The following is a 16,063-nucleotide window of genomic DNA, read 5'->3' as shown; positions in this document are numbered from 1 at the left end:
ACGTTTATCTCTCCTTTTTCATTATATAGTTTTATGGTTCAGGCAGAATGCTCGTCCGGCGGCATACGCGGCTGGTCCGCAGCATTCTGCCGCATCATACAGTTTCGTGTAAACACCATTCCCCTGGCTAGTATCAGCAGCAGGTTCTGGCTTTCCACCGGAAGTTCTTTTGCGTTGTCAATGATTTCCTTTAATATCCGGTTCTGTCGTTCTTCTTCCTTTTGCATTGTCAATGTTATACCTCCTTTCTTTTTGCTCTATTAATGAATTATAACAGATAAGGAATTCACTGTCAATGAAACATGTTATATTTTTCCTCTGCCCATGCTGCCAAAAAATCATTGACAATGAATTTTGCTCATTGTATACTGATTGCGGGGGTGATGAAAATGAATACATTGGGAGAACGACTCAACTATGCACGGAAACAAAAGGGATATACCCAGGATTCCCTCGCCCGGACCATCGGCGTATCCAGAGGAGTCATTTTCAACCTGGAAAAGAACAAGACAGAACCGCAGGCCATTGTCATCAATACAATCTGTCAGGTACTGAAAATCAATAAAGAATGGCTCACTGACGGCACAGGAGGCATGGAACCTGACGGCCAGGCCCTTCAAAGTACGAAACTGCTGGCAGAACTCTATGACATTGCCAAGGAACTGTCAGAGGATGAGCAGCTATTTCTTCTGGACACGGTCAAAGCGCTGAAACTGCGCCTGGGCAAACGGCTGTAAGCTGCCACCCTGTGGCATATGGTTATACTATATTGGCGAATTGCCAATATATAATCATAATATCAGCGAAATGCCACTGTGTCAATGTCTTTCCTCAATAAATTAACGATACGCCAACCAAAGGCAGGCCCAAAAACGAGGTGTAATGATGGGATTTTCCGAACAACTGAAAAAAGCCAGGATTTCAATGGGATACACGCAGCAGCAGGTGGCAGATGCATTAGGCCTGACAGCCAGCACCTACTGCGGATATGAAACAGGCAAACGCCAGCCGGATGTGGCAAAGCTGAAGCAGCTGGCCTGGGTTCTGAATACCACCGGCAGCTTTCTTCTGGAGACAGAGCCCGTCCATAACGCAGACAGGCAGGGCCATGGGACTGCGGGTCAGGACTGCGGGACAGCCGGGACAAACCAGTCACCTGGTCATGAAATCATGGCGTCATACAGCAGACTCAGTGAACGGTCAAAAAAGGCAGTGGATGATTTGGTAGCCCTGCTGCTGGATTTGCAGGAAAAAAACGGAGAATAACAGAGAATTGAATTTATGATGAATGTTGGAACGTACTATATCAGCTACAGTCCCGGCATTCTTTTTTATTCCGGATTATTTTGGCAAATCCGGCAGACGCCTCATCTGTCTGTAAACGCAAAAATCCGGCTGTCTCGCAACAGCCGGAGCTAAAACACAATTATGGTTCCGTCTTACCTCTTATTCTTCAGGAAATCCGGAATATTAATCTGCATCTCCTTATTGGTAGCTGGCCTGAATGGCTGGCTTGGTGCAGGTGAAGGATTCGGATTGGAGTTCTGGCTGCTGCCAGCGGAGTATCCCTGGTTAGGATTATACTTAGGGGCGGTGTATCCCTGGCCGCCGCCAGCCGGGTTATAGCCATGGGTGGTATATCCCTGGGATGCAGGACGGTTGGCATAAGGCACGGATGCGGTTGCCGCTGCCTCAGGCGCCGCCGCATGTGTCTGCTGTCCGGCGGGTGCTCCCGCTGCCGGTACCTTTGTCTTAAAGCTGGTAAATCCGGTCATGGCCTTTGCCACGGAAGCATTGGCTCCATGCTCGTCCAGGCCGGTTGCAATAACAGTGATGGTAGCCTCATCCTGGGCATTCTCATCAAACATAGCGCCAAAGATAATGTTGGCCTCGTCGCCTGCCAGTTCCTGAACGTAGCTGGCAGCCTCGTTAGCCTCAATCAGGCTGATATCGCCGGAAATATTGATGATAACATGGCTTGCGCCCTCAATGGTAGTCTCTAACAGAGGACTGGATACTGCCTGCTTAACCGCCTCAATGGCCTTGTCATCGCCCTTGGCCTTGCCGATACCGATATGTGCAATACCCTTGTCAATCATGACAGTCTGTACATCCGCAAAATCCAGGTTAATCAGACCTGGAACATTAATCAAATCAGTAATACCCTGAACAGCCTGCTGAAGCACCTCATCCGCCTTCTTAAGGGCATCCGGCATGGTGGTACGCCTGTCCACAATCTCAAGAAGCCTGTCATTGGGAATCACAATTAAGGTATCGACACTGTTCTTCAGCTGCTCGATACCTGACAGGGCATTGCTCATACGTGTCTTGGCTTCAAAACGGAAGGGCTTTGTCACTACGCCAACAGTAAGAATCCCCATATCCTTTGCAATCTTAGCTACCACAGGAGCTGCACCGGTTCCGGTTCCGCCGCCCATACCGCAGGTGACAAACACCATGTCAGCACCCTTTAATGCCTGTGAAATCTCTTCTGAACTCTCCTCAGCAGCCTTCTCTCCTACCTCAGGCCTGGCTCCTGCTCCCAGTCCCTTGGTCAGCTTTTCTCCAATCTGCATGGCAGTGGGGGCTTTACAAAACTGAAGGGCCTGTTTATCAGTATTAATGCCAATAAACTCCACCCCTGCAATGTTTTCGTCAATCATGCGGTTAACTGCATTGTTTCCTGCGCCGCCCACACCTACGACTATAATCCTGGCGGCATTCTCTGACTCATTTATCTTAATCTCTAACAAGATTCATATCCTCCTTTTATTCCCTTACTACCATTTCAAGCCATGCTTTCATTCTATCATCAATATCAAATTCTCATCGATTTCTGGTCTAACTAATACTATATTTGATTTCACAAAAAATATCAACACCTTTTTTTACATTTCCTAATATTTTTAGAAACACTCATTGACATTGTACCAAATTCCAGCGTACTTTACAACACCTGTTTCATGCCACTATTTTCTATCACACAGATTCCCGCCTGAAAAAGGATTCCCTTCACCGTCAATGTCTTATTTTTTTGACTTTCTTCCTTAATTAATGTCAGCCATTAGCCCTCCGGAACAAATCCAATGCCAAAAAAAGCAAATACAGGGAATGCCGGACCACAAACAGCAGTCTTCCATCCCCTGTATCACAAATCATTCTATATCATCCTGTCATTCCATCCCCTAAAAATCCTCATAATTCTTATCATGCTCCAGCTGGGCCAGCAGTTCCTTTGCCTGCTTTACCGTGCAGCCCTTATGAATCATATAACGCAATGCAACGACCAGGGCTGTCACATCTTCATACTCCCAGACAAACCTTCCCATTGTGACGCCGCCGACCCCGCAGTCCATTGCGTCCCTTGTCATGGTCAGGTAGTCCTCCAATGTCCTGCATTGATCGCCTCCCTGAATCACAATCCGGAAGGAGGACGGCACGCATGCCACTACCCTGGCCATGGAATCCGGGTCGCCTGTGTAGGTGGTTTTTACAATGTCCATTCCCAGCTCGCAGGCACTTCTCACGCAATAGGCAATATTTTCCCATGAAGTCTGCTTTTCCGCCGGAACCAATTCCCCTTTGGGGTACACATGCCCTATGAGAGGCATTCCCTTTGCCATACACTCCTCGGAAAATCTGCCGATGGCGGCAAACTGCTCCCCCTGGAAATCCCCCAGGGTCATGGCTCCCATGGAAACCGCATCCGCGCCCATGCGCACAGCCTCATCCACTGAACCGAATATGGTGTCCCTGGTTGGCGCTGCCGGAGAATAGTTTGAAACCTTCATCAGGAGGGATACCTGTCCGGCAAAGGGCCACATGCATTGTTCTGCTATCCCCTTTGTCATGGTCATTGCATCCGGCCTTCCCGCGATGATTTTCCGAATGGTTTCCTGAATGGGCTGTAAGCCCTTCAAAGGCGCTATGCCCCTTGAAATCGCATGGTCAACAGTAATGGCCATCATCTTTCCGCTTTCAGGATTAACCAGACGGCTCATCCTTACTGCCTTTCCTAACATTGCCATAATTCATATACTCCTCTCAATTCTCAAATTTTTACACTGCTAAGATGTCACACCATCGGCAGTAAGGCTGCTCCTGCCAATGAAAGTATAAATGCCATGCCCGCAAGGGTTATGGTATTCCATGTATATGTCTTCAAACCGCCTGTCACACTGGCGCCTGAAAGGTTTGTAACCACCCAGAATCCGGAATCATTGACATGGCCGATGAAATTGCCTCCTGCCAGTGCGGCCAGGGCAATATACACCGGATGGCAGCCTGCGGACGGTGCCACGGACGCCATGATGGTCATTGCGGTTATGGATGCAACGGTTCCTGACCCCTGGGCCACCCGGAACAGGACTCCGATTCCAAAGGTCAGGCATAAAATAAGCATGGTGGAGGACTGGCCCTCTGTCAGCCCTGCTATGAGAACCTCGCCAATGTTGGTTGCCTGTATCACGGCGCCAAAAGCCCCGCCTGCACCTGTTATCAGCAGCACCACCCCTGCCTGTTTCAGGGACTTGCCCACTGACTCGTTAAGCCCGTTCCATCCCATCCGTTTGAGCAGTATTCCATAGGCAGCCAACAGACCCAGAAGGATTGCAATGGTTTTCTGGGAAATGAACTGTATGGCCACCGGAGCATCGCTGCCTGTCATGACCGGCCAGAAAGAGCCGACGAGAATCGTAAGTACAGGGAGACAGATAGGAATGATTGCCGCCCATGGAGAGGGCAGGTCCTCCCGGCTCACAACAGCCTCGTCCATATCCAAAAGGCCGTTCTCATCCTTTTCCGGATCCCAGAATCCCGGACGGTCCAGCATCCTGAACCATACAAACATGGAAAATACAGCTGCCGCCAGGCCCACAACCGTGCCTGCGATAATGATATAAGACAAATCAAAATTAAGTATGGCGGCCGCTGCAAGCGGATTGGGCGTGGGCGGCACAAAGGTCTGGGAGCTGACTCCTCCTATGGCGATAGCACCTGCAAAATATGCCAGCGGACGTTTTGTCTCCTTTGCCACTGCAATGCCAAGGGGAATCAATATAACAAACGTCACATCAAAAAAGACAGGAATGGATAACAGGAACGCGGTAAGTCCCAGCGCCCAGGGCGCCCTTTTTCCCGGAAAGGCCTTTAATATGGACTTTGCAAGGGATTCAGCTGCGCCGGAATCCTCCAGTATCTGGCCCATCATGATTCCAAATCCAATGGGGAAGCCGATACCTGTCATCAGATTTCCAAATCCGCTGTTGATGGATGTAATGGTGTCCATGAAGCCAAGACTGCAGGATATTCCCATGTACAGACTGGCCAGTATCATGGATATGACCGGGTTAATTTTAAACTTAAGGACTAAAAATAATATGATTGCAATTGATATGGCCAAATTCACTGCTAATGTAATCCCACTCATATGATAACCTCCTATTTTTGGCGTACTTTAATAAAAGTACCGCCTGTTTCAACTGATACCTTTCTTCTCACGTATTAAGCTGTACTCAGCGCTATGTCCGGAATACAAAAATGGAATTGACAAATCCAGGAAACAGAATTAGTATATAGATGTACGGCTGGATATCCTCTCATTGATATCCTTCAATCCCGGATATATGTTTTTGTACTCCTCAAATCTTGTTTCATACTCCTTTACCATGGCAGGATTGGGAATATATGTTTCTTTCGGGCGGACCATATGGCTGATGGCTTGTCCGAAGTCTTCAAAATATCCGGTTCCCACGGCGCCTGCGATGGCAGCTCCCAGGGATGCAGCTTCCTGGGTTTCCAGCACGGTAATGCTGCGGTTAAATATATCTGCCTTTATCTGTAACCATTTAGGTGTCTTGGCGCCGCCGCCTATCATGCGTATTTCTTCGATTGACTGTCCTGTGCTCTGCTCAATGGCCATGAGGTTTAATTTCATCTCATAGCCCAGGGAATCCAAAACAGCACGGGTTATATCTTTTTTTGTATGAGTGACTCTTAAGCCGATTATGGCTCCAAGAGATAGCGGATTGTTTACTGGTGTACCCGCGCCTTCCAAGTGAGGTAATACATATATGTCTGCAGGAGTGTTGGCGCACTCTTTAATAATATATGTATAAATATCACAGTTCTGTTCACCGCATAACTGTGATTCCTCATGGCAGAAGGTATTCTTGTACCATTTCAAAAATAATCCCCCGTTTGTATTGATTGCCATGGTAATATAATTGGTTCCGTCCGCATGTCTGTAGCAGGGCAGCTTATTTTCCAGCATGGCTCTGTCTATTATAAAACCAGGCAGAACCGAAACCATTGCGTCCACAGTGCCGCAGGCATCCATCACCATGCCCGGAGTAATCACACCGCTTCCAATTGCACCGCAGGCCTGGTCATGTCCTCCCAGGACCACACGGCAGGTCCGGCTCAGACCCAGTCCGGCCCTTATGTCCTCCCTTACCCTGCCTATAATCGCAGTGGATTTGACTGGTTCCGATAATTTGTTCTTTGATATTCCTGCCATATCCAGCACCCCGCTGTCCCATTCCGGACGTTTTGAGGACAGCATCATGGTTCTGCCGGCCATGGAATAGTCGATAAAAGGACCCTCCCCGGTCAGCTTAAATACCACATAATCCTGGACACAGCAAAACTTCCAAGCCTTTTCATAGATATCCGGCCTGTTTTCCTTAAACCACATAATCTTGTTTACAGTGTAAATGGATGCAAATCCATTGCCTGTGCGCTTATATATCTCCCACTCGTCATGGTGTTCCTTCCAAAACCGGTACTGCTGCAGCGTCCTGTTATCCATCGTAACAATGATGTTATACAGGGGATTTCCCTTATGGTCCACAGGCACCACGGCCTGCGCCTGGGAAGAAACCGCAATGGATACGATATTCCCGCGGCACTGCGCTGATACATCCGCCAATGTCTCGTACACCTTATTCAGGTAATTCTCCGGTTCCAGCTCCGCCAATCCTGTCTGTGGAAGTACCAAATCAATCTCTCTTCTGGAAAAGGCCAGCTGTCTGCCGTGTTCATCAAAGACAGATGCCTTTACACTGGAAGTCCCCAAATCGATTCCGCAAAACATTCCCTGCCCTCCTTGCTCCATTTTTTAAATGAATCGCATTGATGGATTCATCACCTCCTTTGTATGCTTTGATTTCATATCCTGTTTTATTCACCTCCTCCTTATATTTTTGTGGAATCCAATGCCTTTCTTGTCTTAAGTATATTGGCATAGGATTCATCGTATCTCTTATAAGACACCCCTATATACAGCATGTCGATGATTGTCAGCTCCGCTATTCTGGAGGACAATGCATCGCTGTTAAAAGCAGTTTCATTGGAAGACGTGTACAGGACAACGTCCGCCTTTTCCACAATGGGAGACTTTCCGTAGTTGGTAATGGCGATTGTCTTTGCTCCGGACTGCCTTGCAATCTCCATGGCCATGAGAATGTCCTTGGAAGCCCCGGAATGGGAAACAGCAACAATCACATCCTGGGATGTCAGTACGGAAGCAGCCATGGCCTGGAGATTGCTGTCCGTAAACGCCATGGCCATATAGCCTATTTTCAAAAATTTATGCTGTCCGTCCATGGCAACACAGCCGGAACCGCCTACCCCGAAAAACAGAAGGCGCCTGCATCCCAGAATCAGATTGACAGCCTCGTTTATATTTTCCCTGCTGAGCACATCGCTGGTATCCCTTAAGGACTGGATATTTGATTCGAATATCTTGTCCGCAATCGTGGGGATGGTGTCTCCTTTTGCCAATTGGCTGTAAATCTGCTGCCCCGGCTCAATCACATCCTGGGCAATGCTTATTTTCATGGCCTGATAACCCTTATACCCCAGTTTCTGTGCATATCTGACAATGGCTGCCTCGCTGACCCCGCAGGCCTCTGCTGCGTCCGCCACAGACATATGTATGATTTCTTTCCTGTTTGTCTCAATGAATTCATAAATCTTCTTTTCATTCTTTTTGTTGATGGAAGGCAATATTGATTGCACTCTCAGCTGATAACTCGTATTTGGATTGTCCATTTTCTACCTCCTGGATATAATTATAGCGCATTTGAATTATAATTTCAATATATTATATTTATTTTTGAAACTTTATTTTATTTTCACCCCCCGCCACCCCTGTCCTTGCATCCCCCGCTTCCTTTGAATCCTCCGCCGCCCTTCACCCGTTACATTCCATGGCCTTTAAAAACCAATCTGAAAAAAGCACTATTCAGATTATGAATAATGCTTTGCTGTACATATATTCAGCCGGAAAAATAATCAGCCAAAGAAAATCATTTCTTTTTAAATGTAATTCCTGCCCCGCTGTTGGATTCCGAATACTTGTCCAGCTTCATGGTCCCGCTGATTTGCGTAAGCTGGGGCTGGGCCTTCAGGATATCGTTGAGGGTGGATATCTTTCCGTCAATATCCGTGTGGTCCCCCATGGTGACCTCCATTTTTCCGATGAACAGGGTAGCCTGCCCGTGGGAATCATACTGGATGCGGTCCACTGCAATATCATAGACCGACAGCTGCTGCGTCAGGTTCAGTATCTCCTCAAAAATATTCTTATCATCCACCGGAAGGGGACGGTGCAGCACTATCCTGCCGAATTCCATGCCTGTAATCCATGGGACGCCGGGCAGCCTGCTTCCTGAGCTCTCCACCACAATACCATCCTTGTCAAAATACATGAAGCTGCTCATGTAGGACACATATCCCACAATGCTCTTTTCATATATGATTACCTCCACGTCCAGCGGATTATGGAACACTATTTTATAATCCTCCACAAAGGGTATCTGGATGTGGGGGCGGAACCGGTCCGAAAAATAGGCGTGGGCTGAATTCTTCCCCCACCTTCCGGTGAACAGAAGGTCTTCCACCTGTTTGGCCGAATACCGGCCGCTTCCTGTCACCGTCACATTCTGAATCTGCACAGACAAAAGCAGGATTGCCAGAAGCAGTACCACTGCCACGGCAATACCTGCCCCTATATGATGTTTACTACCATAATTTCTCATACAGTACCTCACCTGGTAATATCATTCTCCCCTGCCATAAGTCCTTCCCCATCTGCGGGAATTACCTCCGGCCATCAGGAGTCCTTCCCCACCCAGCGGATATTGGCGCCCAATGCAGCCATATCCCTGCATATGTCCTCGTACCCCCGCTCAATGTGATGGCATTCCCCGATGAATGTGTCCCCCTCCGCTGCCAGGGCCGCCACCATCAGGGCTGCTCCGCCTCTTAAGTCGCAGGCATTGACGGCAGCGCCCTTCAGGGGATAATGCCCCTCAATCACAGCCCTCCGGTCCTCGGTCCGTATGACAGCCCCCATCTGTTCCAGGATTTTCGCCGTCGCAAACCTGCCCTCAAAGACCTGCTCCTCTATATAGCTGGTACCCCGGGCAGTTGCCAGGAATGCCAGGAAGGGCGACTGCAAATCCGTGGGAAAACCGGGATACGGCTCTGTCTTTATGAGAAGGGGAAGGGGACGGCTCCACATGCCTATGCGAATCTGGCAGTTTTCTTCGTCCGCATCCACTGCAGCGCCTGTCTTTTCAAATTCCTCCAACGGCACCTTAAGCTCGGACGGACGTATGCCCCGCAAAAGGACCTCCCCGCCAGCGGCCACTGCCGCAGCCCCGTAGGTGCCTGCCACAATCCGGTCACCCTCCACCCGGAAGCTGCTGTCATGCAGCCCGGATACCCCCTGCACCATCAGATGGTCCGTTCCCATGCCGCAGATAACAGCCCCCATATTATTGAGGAAACGGCACAGCTGGCTGATTTCCGGTTCCCTGGCAGCCTGGTGGATAATGGTCACTCCGTCTGCCAGCACAGACGCCAGTATGGCCTGTTCCGTGGCCCCCACGCTAGGGTAGGACAGATGGATTTCTGTTCCCTTAAGGCCTCCGTTCTTTCTGCATCTGGCCTCTATGGTACCATCCCGTTCCCGGATATCGGCTCCCAGGGCCCTCAGTGCCATCAGATGCAGGTCAATGGGCCTGGCCCCTATGAGACATCCGCCCGGATAACAGCTGCTGCCCTCGCCCATGCGTCCTAACAGGGCGCTGAGCACCACGATAGAGGAACGCATGGCAGTGACATACGCTTCGGGAATGGATGTCCCCGTGACGCTGCGGGCATCCATCACAAGGCAGTCTCCCTTGTGGCAGCACCGGCAGCCCAGACTTTCCAGTATGTCCAGCATACAGGCCACATCCCGTATGACCGGGACATTGGTCAGCACTGTAATTCCTCTGTGAAGCAAAGCCGCAGCCATCATGGGCAGTACGGCGTTTTTAGAACCTTGTATGGATATCTCTCCCTGCAGGGGAGTAAGACCACAAACCTGAATGACAGACAATGGGGCACCTCCTGGTATCTATGCCTTCCGTAGAAAACACCTTCTACTTAAAGCATATGCCGGGACGTGCCCGCTTGTGCGGTATTCCTGCTGTTACTTTTCAAGTTTTATCTGATTGGACACGCTTAGGACAATTCCCATCTCCATCAGGAGGAACAGCACCGACGTTCCCCCGTAGCTGATGAAGGGAAGGGTAATTCCCGTGTTGGGAATGGTGTTGGTCACAACCGCGATATTCAGTATGACCTGGATGGCTATGTGTCCCATGACGCCCACCACCAGAAGGGCCCCGAACAAATCAGGGGCATTGTTGGCAATAATCATGAATCTGTATATCATGAACAGGAATATGAGGATGATGGATACGGCCCCGAACAGCCCCAGCTCCTCGCATATAATGGCAAATATCATATCGTTCTGGGACTCAGGCAGGAAGCCCAGCTTCTGTATGCTCTCTCCCAGCCCCTGGCCCACCAGTCCGCCGGAACCAATGGCATAGAGCCCCTGAAGGACCTGGAATCCCTTGTCCGTAGGGTCGGACTCCGGGTTCAGCCACGCCTCAATCCTGCGGTACTGATAAGGCTGAAGCAATCCCACTGTGGTCAGGAACTTGCCAATGGGCCCGGCAAAGGCCAAAGTTGTAAGACCCAGGGCCCCGATGGAGAAAAAGGGCCACTTCACCTTGCAGGACACAAAGAGCATGACAAAAGCGATTCCGCACACAATGATGCCGGAACTCAGGTTGTTCATGGCTACCAGACCCGCTATGGGCAGGGTCAGGGCCACCACGTAACCCATATTTTTCCATTTATTAATTTTCATACCCATGGTGGTAATCACCGCAGCCAGAAGCACTATCAGGGCTATTTTGACAAACTCCGTTGGCTGGAAGCTTAAAGGCCCCACTCCCAGCCAGCGCTTCTTGCCGTTTACCTCACGGCCAATCAGGCTGACTGCAATCATGAGTATGTATGACATGAGATAGGCAAACACGGAAAACCGGGCAAATATATGATAATCTATCTTGGATATGATGAGCATGGCCACCAGACCCACTGCCGCGATTCCCGCCTGCCTCTGCATGAAATATGCACCGTTTCCGTTATATGCCTTACTCAGCTGCGCTGAATAGGAACTGGCGCTGTAAATCATTACCAGCCCGAAAGCTGTCAGGAAAATGATGCAGAACAAAAGGCTGTAATCATAAAAACGCTTTGCCTTCTTTTTTTTCTTTGGCATCTGCTGTTCCATCCGCTCCCCGTTCCCGGCCGGCCGTCTCACCTGGCCGGAGGGTCCGGCTGCCGTCTGCACCTTTCCCGCCATACGCACTTACCTCCTACAAAGCCATGACGCACTCCTTAAAGACACGTCCCCGCTCTTCATAATTTTTAAACATGCCCCAGCTGGCACAGGCGGGGCTTAACAGTACATAGTCTCCGATGTCCGCATACACGGCGCATACCTGCACTGCCTCCTGCATATCTTCTGCATACATGATTTCCGTAAAACCATGCTTTTTTGCACACTCGGCAATCTTATCCCTGGTCTGTCCTATGAGCACCAGGTATCTGACCTTGCCCTCAAATTCAGCCACCCATTCATCGTACCCGCTGTTCTTGTCATAGCCTCCGGCAATGAGAAGAGTGGGACCCGGCATGGCTCTCAGGGCCTGGATAGCTGCATCCGGGTTGGTTCCCTTGGAGTCGTTGTAATACCTGACCCCGGTGCGCTCCCTGACGAACTCTATCCTGTGTTCCACGGGATGGAATGCCTCAATGACCCTTGTAATGTCCGCCATGGGAACGCCCATTTCCAGGGCAATGGCTGCGGCTGCCATGACATTCTCATAGTTATGGCGGCCCAGGAGCTGCATGTCATGGACATTGACCACAACGGTCTGGCGGCCGTTCTGGCAGTACACAATGTTATCCCCGTCCATGCAGAAACCATCCTTCAGCTTCTCCCTGCTGGAAAACCAGATGACCCTGGGCTTAAGCTCCGGATTCTGGCCGAACTCCCTGAGAACAGGGTCGCCGTAGTTGAGCACCACCGCATCCTCCTCTGTCTGGTTCAGGGTAATGCATTCCTTAATCCGGATGTAATTCTCCATGGTGCCGTGACGGTTCAGATGGTCCGGGGTGATGTTCAGGATTGCGCTGACATTGGGTCTGAAATCCATAATGGTTTCCAGCTGGAAGCTGGACACCTCTGCCACGGTCACGGAATCCTCCGTCATCTCCAGCACCTTGGCGGTATAGGGGTCGCCAATGTTTCCCACCACAAACGTCTCCTCATAGCGGGCCTTTAATATCTCTCCCGTTAGGGCAGTGGTTGTGGTCTTTCCGTTTGTTCCCGTAATAGCGGCCAGCTTTCCCAGGCCGCACTGGTAGGCCAGCTCAATCTCTCCCAGAATGGGAATCTTGGCATCGTCCACCACGGCCACAAAAGGGCTGTCTAAGGGTATGCCCGGACTGATGATGCACAGCTCCACGCCCAGCAGGTCGGAACGCTTGATATCCCCCAGCACAACAGTTATCTTTGCATCCTTGTCAAATTTTTCCTTGATATCCTCTTCCCTTAAGGCGGTATTTCCGTCATAAAGCACCACATCGCCGCCCCGTTCAAGAACCAGCTTCGCAGCAGCAATGCCGCTGATTCCCGTTCCAGCCACTAAAACTCTCTGACTTTGGTTCATTTGTCAACTAACCTCCTCGTTATGAGCACCCGGAGACCGTATTCCGGCCTCTTACGTGCGACAGATACATGTACACCAATATAATACCTACAGCCCCAGATAAGCCACCATGCAGAGGATGGCAGTCACAATGGCAAAGACAGCCACCACCCTAGTCTCCGACCACCCGCTCAGCTCAAAGTGATGGTGGATAGGCGCCATCTTAAAAATACGTTTGCCGCCGGTGCGCTTAAAATAGGTCACCTGGATGATGACGGACAGCACCTCCACCAAATAGATGAGTCCGATGATGGGAATAAACAAAGGCATGCGCATCAGGTAGCAGGAAGCAGCCACAAAGCCGCCCAGGGCCAGGGAGCCTGTATCCCCCATAAACACCTTGGCCGGATATACATTGAACAGCAGGAATCCCAGAAGGCTTCCCACCACAGCTCCCGTCATGGGGCTGATGCCCATGTCCTCGCCGATTGCCACAATGGTAAGAAAGGTGGCGACCAGTATGGTAACACTTGTACAGAGGCCGTCTAAGCCGTCTGTAAAATTCACCCCGTTGTCCGTACCCAGCATGATGAAGAACAGCGCAGGTACAAAGAAGATTCCCAGGGACAGGAAGCTGCCCCCGTCAAAGCCGCCTGTAAAGGGAATCAGCATATCCGTCCCTACCTCCCCGCTGTTAAGCAGGTACCAGGCAAAGATGCCGGTGATGATGAACTGGCCCACTAACTTCTGCATGGGCTTCAGCCCCTCGGAGCGCTTCATCACAATCTTGATATAATCGTCCAGAAAACCGATGATTCCAAATCCCACCGTGACAAACAGCACGGGAATGATTTTGGGATAGCTGGGAATATAAAAGATAGATGTAATGATGATGCTGCAGAGTATAATCAGGCCGCCCATGGTAGGCGTTCCCTGCTTTTTCAGATGGCTCTGTGGTCCGTCGTCCCTGACCTGCTGCCCGAATTTAAGCTTGTGCAGGAAGGGGATGATAATGGGGCAAAGCAATGCGCTGATGGCAAATGCAATGATAATAGCTAGTATGGTTTCATGAATCATAAAGGCACCTCAATCTCATATGTATGTCTTATTTGGTAATTAGTATACGTCTTTTTCCGGGAATAATCAACTATGGATTAGAAAGGTGCACAGCAGTTTCTTCCTGCACTGCCTCAATTCCCAGATAAGGAAGTATATTCTTAAATAAATCTCCGATTACCGGGGCAGCTATGGTTCCGCCGTAATATATCCCCTCCGGCTCATCAATGGTAATGAGGGCCATGACCTGCGGATTGTCAGCCGGAGCAAAACCAATGAACGATGAAATATATTTTTTAAGGCTTCGCGGAAGCTTTTCCGACGTGGCGGTTTTGCCGCCGATGCGGTATCCCTCCAATTTGGCCTTTTTTCCGCTTCCCTCTGATACCACCTGCTCCAGCACATACCGCATGGTGGCGCTGGTTTCCTCTGACAGGATTCTTCCCCCGGAAGGATAATCCAGCTTGCGCACCGATGTTTTGTCTGCGCTCACAGTCTCCACACCGAAATGAGGGGTCACCCTGTTTCCGCCGTTTACAATGGAGGCAGCCGTGGTGATAAGCTGCACAGGCGTAATCTGGAAGGACTGCCCAAACGAAACAGTGGCCAGCTCCACCAGTCCCATGTCCTCTTTTTTGTGCATGATGGTGGCAGCCTCCCCAGGCAGGTCGATTCCCGTCTTTCCCTTCAGTCCGAACTGGGTAAAATACTTATAATAGCCGTCCACACCCAGGCGCTGTCCCACGTCGATGAATACCGGATTGCAGGAGTTCATGGCTCCCTGGAGAAATGTCTCCGCCCCGTGTCCCCCCACTTTATGGCACCTTATCTTCCGGTCCTCCACCACCCTGAAGCCGGGGCAGGAAAACTGGTCCGTCAGCTTCACAACCCCTGATTCCAGTCCGGCTGCCGCCGTGATGATTTTAAAGGTGGAACCCGGCTCATAGGTATCATTGATGCAGGTATTCCTCCACATCTGGTTCAGAAGCTCCTGTTTTTCCGCCCCCGTGGCCCCCTGGTTCCGGGCAGCCAGCTCCTGAAGGCTCTGGCTCCGAAGGTTCTGGTCCAGCGTGAAGGGGTCGTTTAGATTAAACTCCGGCACATTGACCATGGCCATCAGCTCTCCGTTCTGGGGATTCATGACAATGATGGACACCTTCTTGGCGTTTTTCTTTTCCAGCACCTGGTAGGCCAGCTGCTCCGCATATTTCTGTATGTTCACATCCAGGCTGATATGAAGGTCATTTCCCGGTATGGGTTCAATCCTGTCCTCTGCGGCGTTCTCTATCTCCACACCCTTTGCATCGGACATGGTGAGAATCTTGCCGTTCATTCCTTTCAGATATTTTTCGTACTTTACCTCCAGGCCAATGATGCCCTGGTTGTCTCCCCCGGTAAATCCCAGAACCTTGGAGGCCAGGCTGTCATAGGGATAATACCGTTTATAGTCCTCATCCACCTTGACGCCTGCCAGCCGGTAGGAGCGTATCCGGTCCCCCAGCTCTTTGTCCACATTGGTCTTGATGATTTCCCTGGAACTGTGCTTCTCCACCCGTTTCCTCACCAGTTCCTCATCCAGGTCCAGCTCATCGCACAATACCCGTATAACCTGCTCCCGGTCCTTTACCTGATTGTATATGACGGAAATGGTACACACTGTCCTGTTATCCGCAATGACGACCCCATTGGCGTCAATGATACGCCCCCTGGCCGCCTTAATGGTACGCTCCCTCTGGTGAAGGTCCTCCGCCATGGCGCTGTAATGCTCGGAACAGAACAGCATAAGAAAGCCAAGCCGCCCTGACAGACTCACCATGACAATGGCTATGAGCAGTGCCAGGACGGCTATATTCTTTCTGTGTTTCGTTAAATTAGAATACATGAGCAGCTCCGGTGTCCATCATTGTTAATAATATATTGGAGCCCGTCACATTTTATGAATT

Annotated in this window: 14 protein-coding genes; 2 read left to right on the top strand and 12 right to left on the bottom strand. The window is 50.3% G+C overall.

Translation table 11 applies throughout. The features are described 5' to 3' along the window. Positions 1-38: 38 nt before the first annotated feature. Positions 39-233 (bottom strand): hypothetical protein, encoded by a 195-nt coding sequence (locus I2H39_RS26150; protein WP_138308803.1) that lies wholly within the window; start codon positions 231-233, stop codon positions 39-41. Between the two features lie 156 nt (positions 234-389). On the opposite strand from I2H39_RS26150, the gene I2H39_RS26145 reads away from it, so the two are divergent. Both I2H39_RS26145 and I2H39_RS26140 read left to right on the top strand, forming a co-directional pair. Next, positions 390-737 (top strand): helix-turn-helix transcriptional regulator, encoded by a 348-nt coding sequence (locus I2H39_RS26145; protein ID WP_138308805.1) that lies wholly within the window; start codon positions 390-392, stop codon positions 735-737. Between the two features lie 145 nt (positions 738-882). After that, a complete protein-coding gene (locus tag I2H39_RS26140) occupies positions 883-1,266 on the top strand; it encodes a helix-turn-helix transcriptional regulator (RefSeq protein ID WP_227147501.1) in 384 nt (127 codons plus the stop codon). Positions 1,267-1,439: 173 nt separating this feature from the next. Here I2H39_RS26140 and ftsZ read toward each other — a convergent pair whose 3' ends face one another. The 11 genes from ftsZ to I2H39_RS26085 form a co-directional block, all read right to left on the bottom strand. Further along, positions 1,440-2,753, bottom strand: a complete 1,314-nt coding sequence (gene ftsZ / locus I2H39_RS26135; RefSeq protein ID WP_138308806.1) for a cell division protein FtsZ — start codon at positions 2,751-2,753, stop codon at positions 1,440-1,442. 432 nt (positions 2,754-3,185) lie between these two features. Further along, on the bottom strand, positions 3,186-4,028 hold the full coding sequence (locus I2H39_RS26130) for a fructose-bisphosphate aldolase (RefSeq protein WP_138308808.1): 843 nt from the start codon (positions 4,026-4,028) through the stop codon (positions 3,186-3,188). 47 nt (positions 4,029-4,075) lie between these two features. Continuing rightward, positions 4,076-5,428, bottom strand: a complete 1,353-nt coding sequence (locus tag I2H39_RS26125; protein ID WP_195627914.1) for a GntP family permease — start codon at positions 5,426-5,428, stop codon at positions 4,076-4,078. 138 nt (positions 5,429-5,566) lie between these two features. Continuing rightward, positions 5,567-7,093 (bottom strand): FGGY-family carbohydrate kinase, encoded by a 1,527-nt coding sequence (locus I2H39_RS26120; protein WP_138308811.1) that lies wholly within the window; start codon positions 7,091-7,093, stop codon positions 5,567-5,569. 101 nt (positions 7,094-7,194) lie between these two features. Further along, complete coding sequence (locus I2H39_RS26115; protein WP_195627913.1) at positions 7,195-8,052, bottom strand: MurR/RpiR family transcriptional regulator; 858 nt, start codon at positions 8,050-8,052, stop codon at positions 7,195-7,197. A 257-nt stretch (positions 8,053-8,309) separates the two neighbouring features. Further along, entirely contained in the window at positions 8,310-9,041 is a 732-nt protein-coding gene (locus I2H39_RS26110; protein ID WP_138308814.1) for a cell division protein FtsQ, read from the bottom strand. Between the two features lie 74 nt (positions 9,042-9,115). Further along, on the bottom strand, positions 9,116-10,390 hold the full coding sequence (murA, locus tag I2H39_RS26105; RefSeq protein ID WP_195627912.1) for a UDP-N-acetylglucosamine 1-carboxyvinyltransferase: 1,275 nt from the start codon (positions 10,388-10,390) through the stop codon (positions 9,116-9,118). A gap of 93 nt (positions 10,391-10,483) precedes the next feature. Then, on the bottom strand, positions 10,484-11,641 hold the full coding sequence (locus I2H39_RS26100; protein WP_347563833.1) for an FtsW/RodA/SpoVE family cell cycle protein: 1,158 nt from the start codon (positions 11,639-11,641) through the stop codon (positions 10,484-10,486). Between the two features lie 85 nt (positions 11,642-11,726). Next, the gene (murD, locus tag I2H39_RS26095) at positions 11,727-13,085 is read right to left on the bottom strand and encodes a UDP-N-acetylmuramoyl-L-alanine--D-glutamate ligase (protein WP_138308820.1); all 1,359 of its coding nucleotides are present in this window, start codon (positions 13,083-13,085) and stop codon (positions 11,727-11,729) included. A gap of 87 nt (positions 13,086-13,172) precedes the next feature. Beyond that, a complete protein-coding gene (gene mraY / locus I2H39_RS26090) occupies positions 13,173-14,141 on the bottom strand; it encodes a phospho-N-acetylmuramoyl-pentapeptide-transferase (RefSeq protein ID WP_195627911.1) in 969 nt (322 codons plus the stop codon). Positions 14,142-14,211: 70 nt separating this feature from the next. Further along, positions 14,212-16,002 carry a penicillin-binding transpeptidase domain-containing protein gene (locus tag I2H39_RS26085; protein WP_195627910.1) on the bottom strand — a complete coding sequence of 597 codons (1,791 nt, stop codon included), beginning with the start codon at positions 16,000-16,002 and terminating at the stop codon, positions 14,212-14,214. Positions 16,003-16,063 lie beyond the last annotated feature (61 nt).

The sequence above is a fragment of the Clostridium sp. 1001283B150225_161107_B6 genome (genome assembly GCF_015556325.1).
GTDB lineage: Bacteria > Bacillota > Clostridia > Lachnospirales > Lachnospiraceae > Enterocloster.
This window is presented reverse-complemented; position numbering and strand designations above follow the sequence as displayed.

Excerpts from the sequence above, each read along its gene's own strand:
- murD (WP_138308820.1), bottom strand. The coding sequence starts at position 13,085 with ATGAACCAAAGTCAGAGAGTTTTAGTGGCTGGAACGGGAATCAGCGGC.
- mraY (WP_195627911.1), bottom strand. The coding sequence starts at position 14,141 with ATGATTCATGAAACCATACTAGCTATTATCATTGCATTTGCCATCAGC.
- I2H39_RS26125 (WP_195627914.1), bottom strand. The coding sequence starts at position 5,428 with ATGAGTGGGATTACATTAGCAGTGAATTTGGCCATATCAATTGCAATC.
- I2H39_RS26140 (WP_227147501.1), top strand. The coding sequence starts at position 883 with ATGATGGGATTTTCCGAACAACTGAAAAAAGCCAGGATTTCAATGGGA.
- I2H39_RS26110 (WP_138308814.1), bottom strand. The coding sequence starts at position 9,041 with ATGAGAAATTATGGTAGTAAACATCATATAGGGGCAGGTATTGCCGTG.
- I2H39_RS26100 (WP_347563833.1), bottom strand. The coding sequence starts at position 11,641 with ATGGAACAGCAGATGCCAAAGAAAAAAAAGAAGGCAAAGCGTTTTTAT.
- I2H39_RS26145 (WP_138308805.1), top strand. The coding sequence starts at position 390 with ATGAATACATTGGGAGAACGACTCAACTATGCACGGAAACAAAAGGGA.
- I2H39_RS26120 (WP_138308811.1), bottom strand. The coding sequence starts at position 7,093 with ATGTTTTGCGGAATCGATTTGGGGACTTCCAGTGTAAAGGCATCTGTC.
- I2H39_RS26130 (WP_138308808.1), bottom strand. The coding sequence starts at position 4,028 with ATGGCAATGTTAGGAAAGGCAGTAAGGATGAGCCGTCTGGTTAATCCT.
- I2H39_RS26085 (WP_195627910.1), bottom strand. The coding sequence starts at position 16,002 with ATGTATTCTAATTTAACGAAACACAGAAAGAATATAGCCGTCCTGGCA.
- I2H39_RS26115 (WP_195627913.1), bottom strand. The coding sequence starts at position 8,052 with ATGGACAATCCAAATACGAGTTATCAGCTGAGAGTGCAATCAATATTG.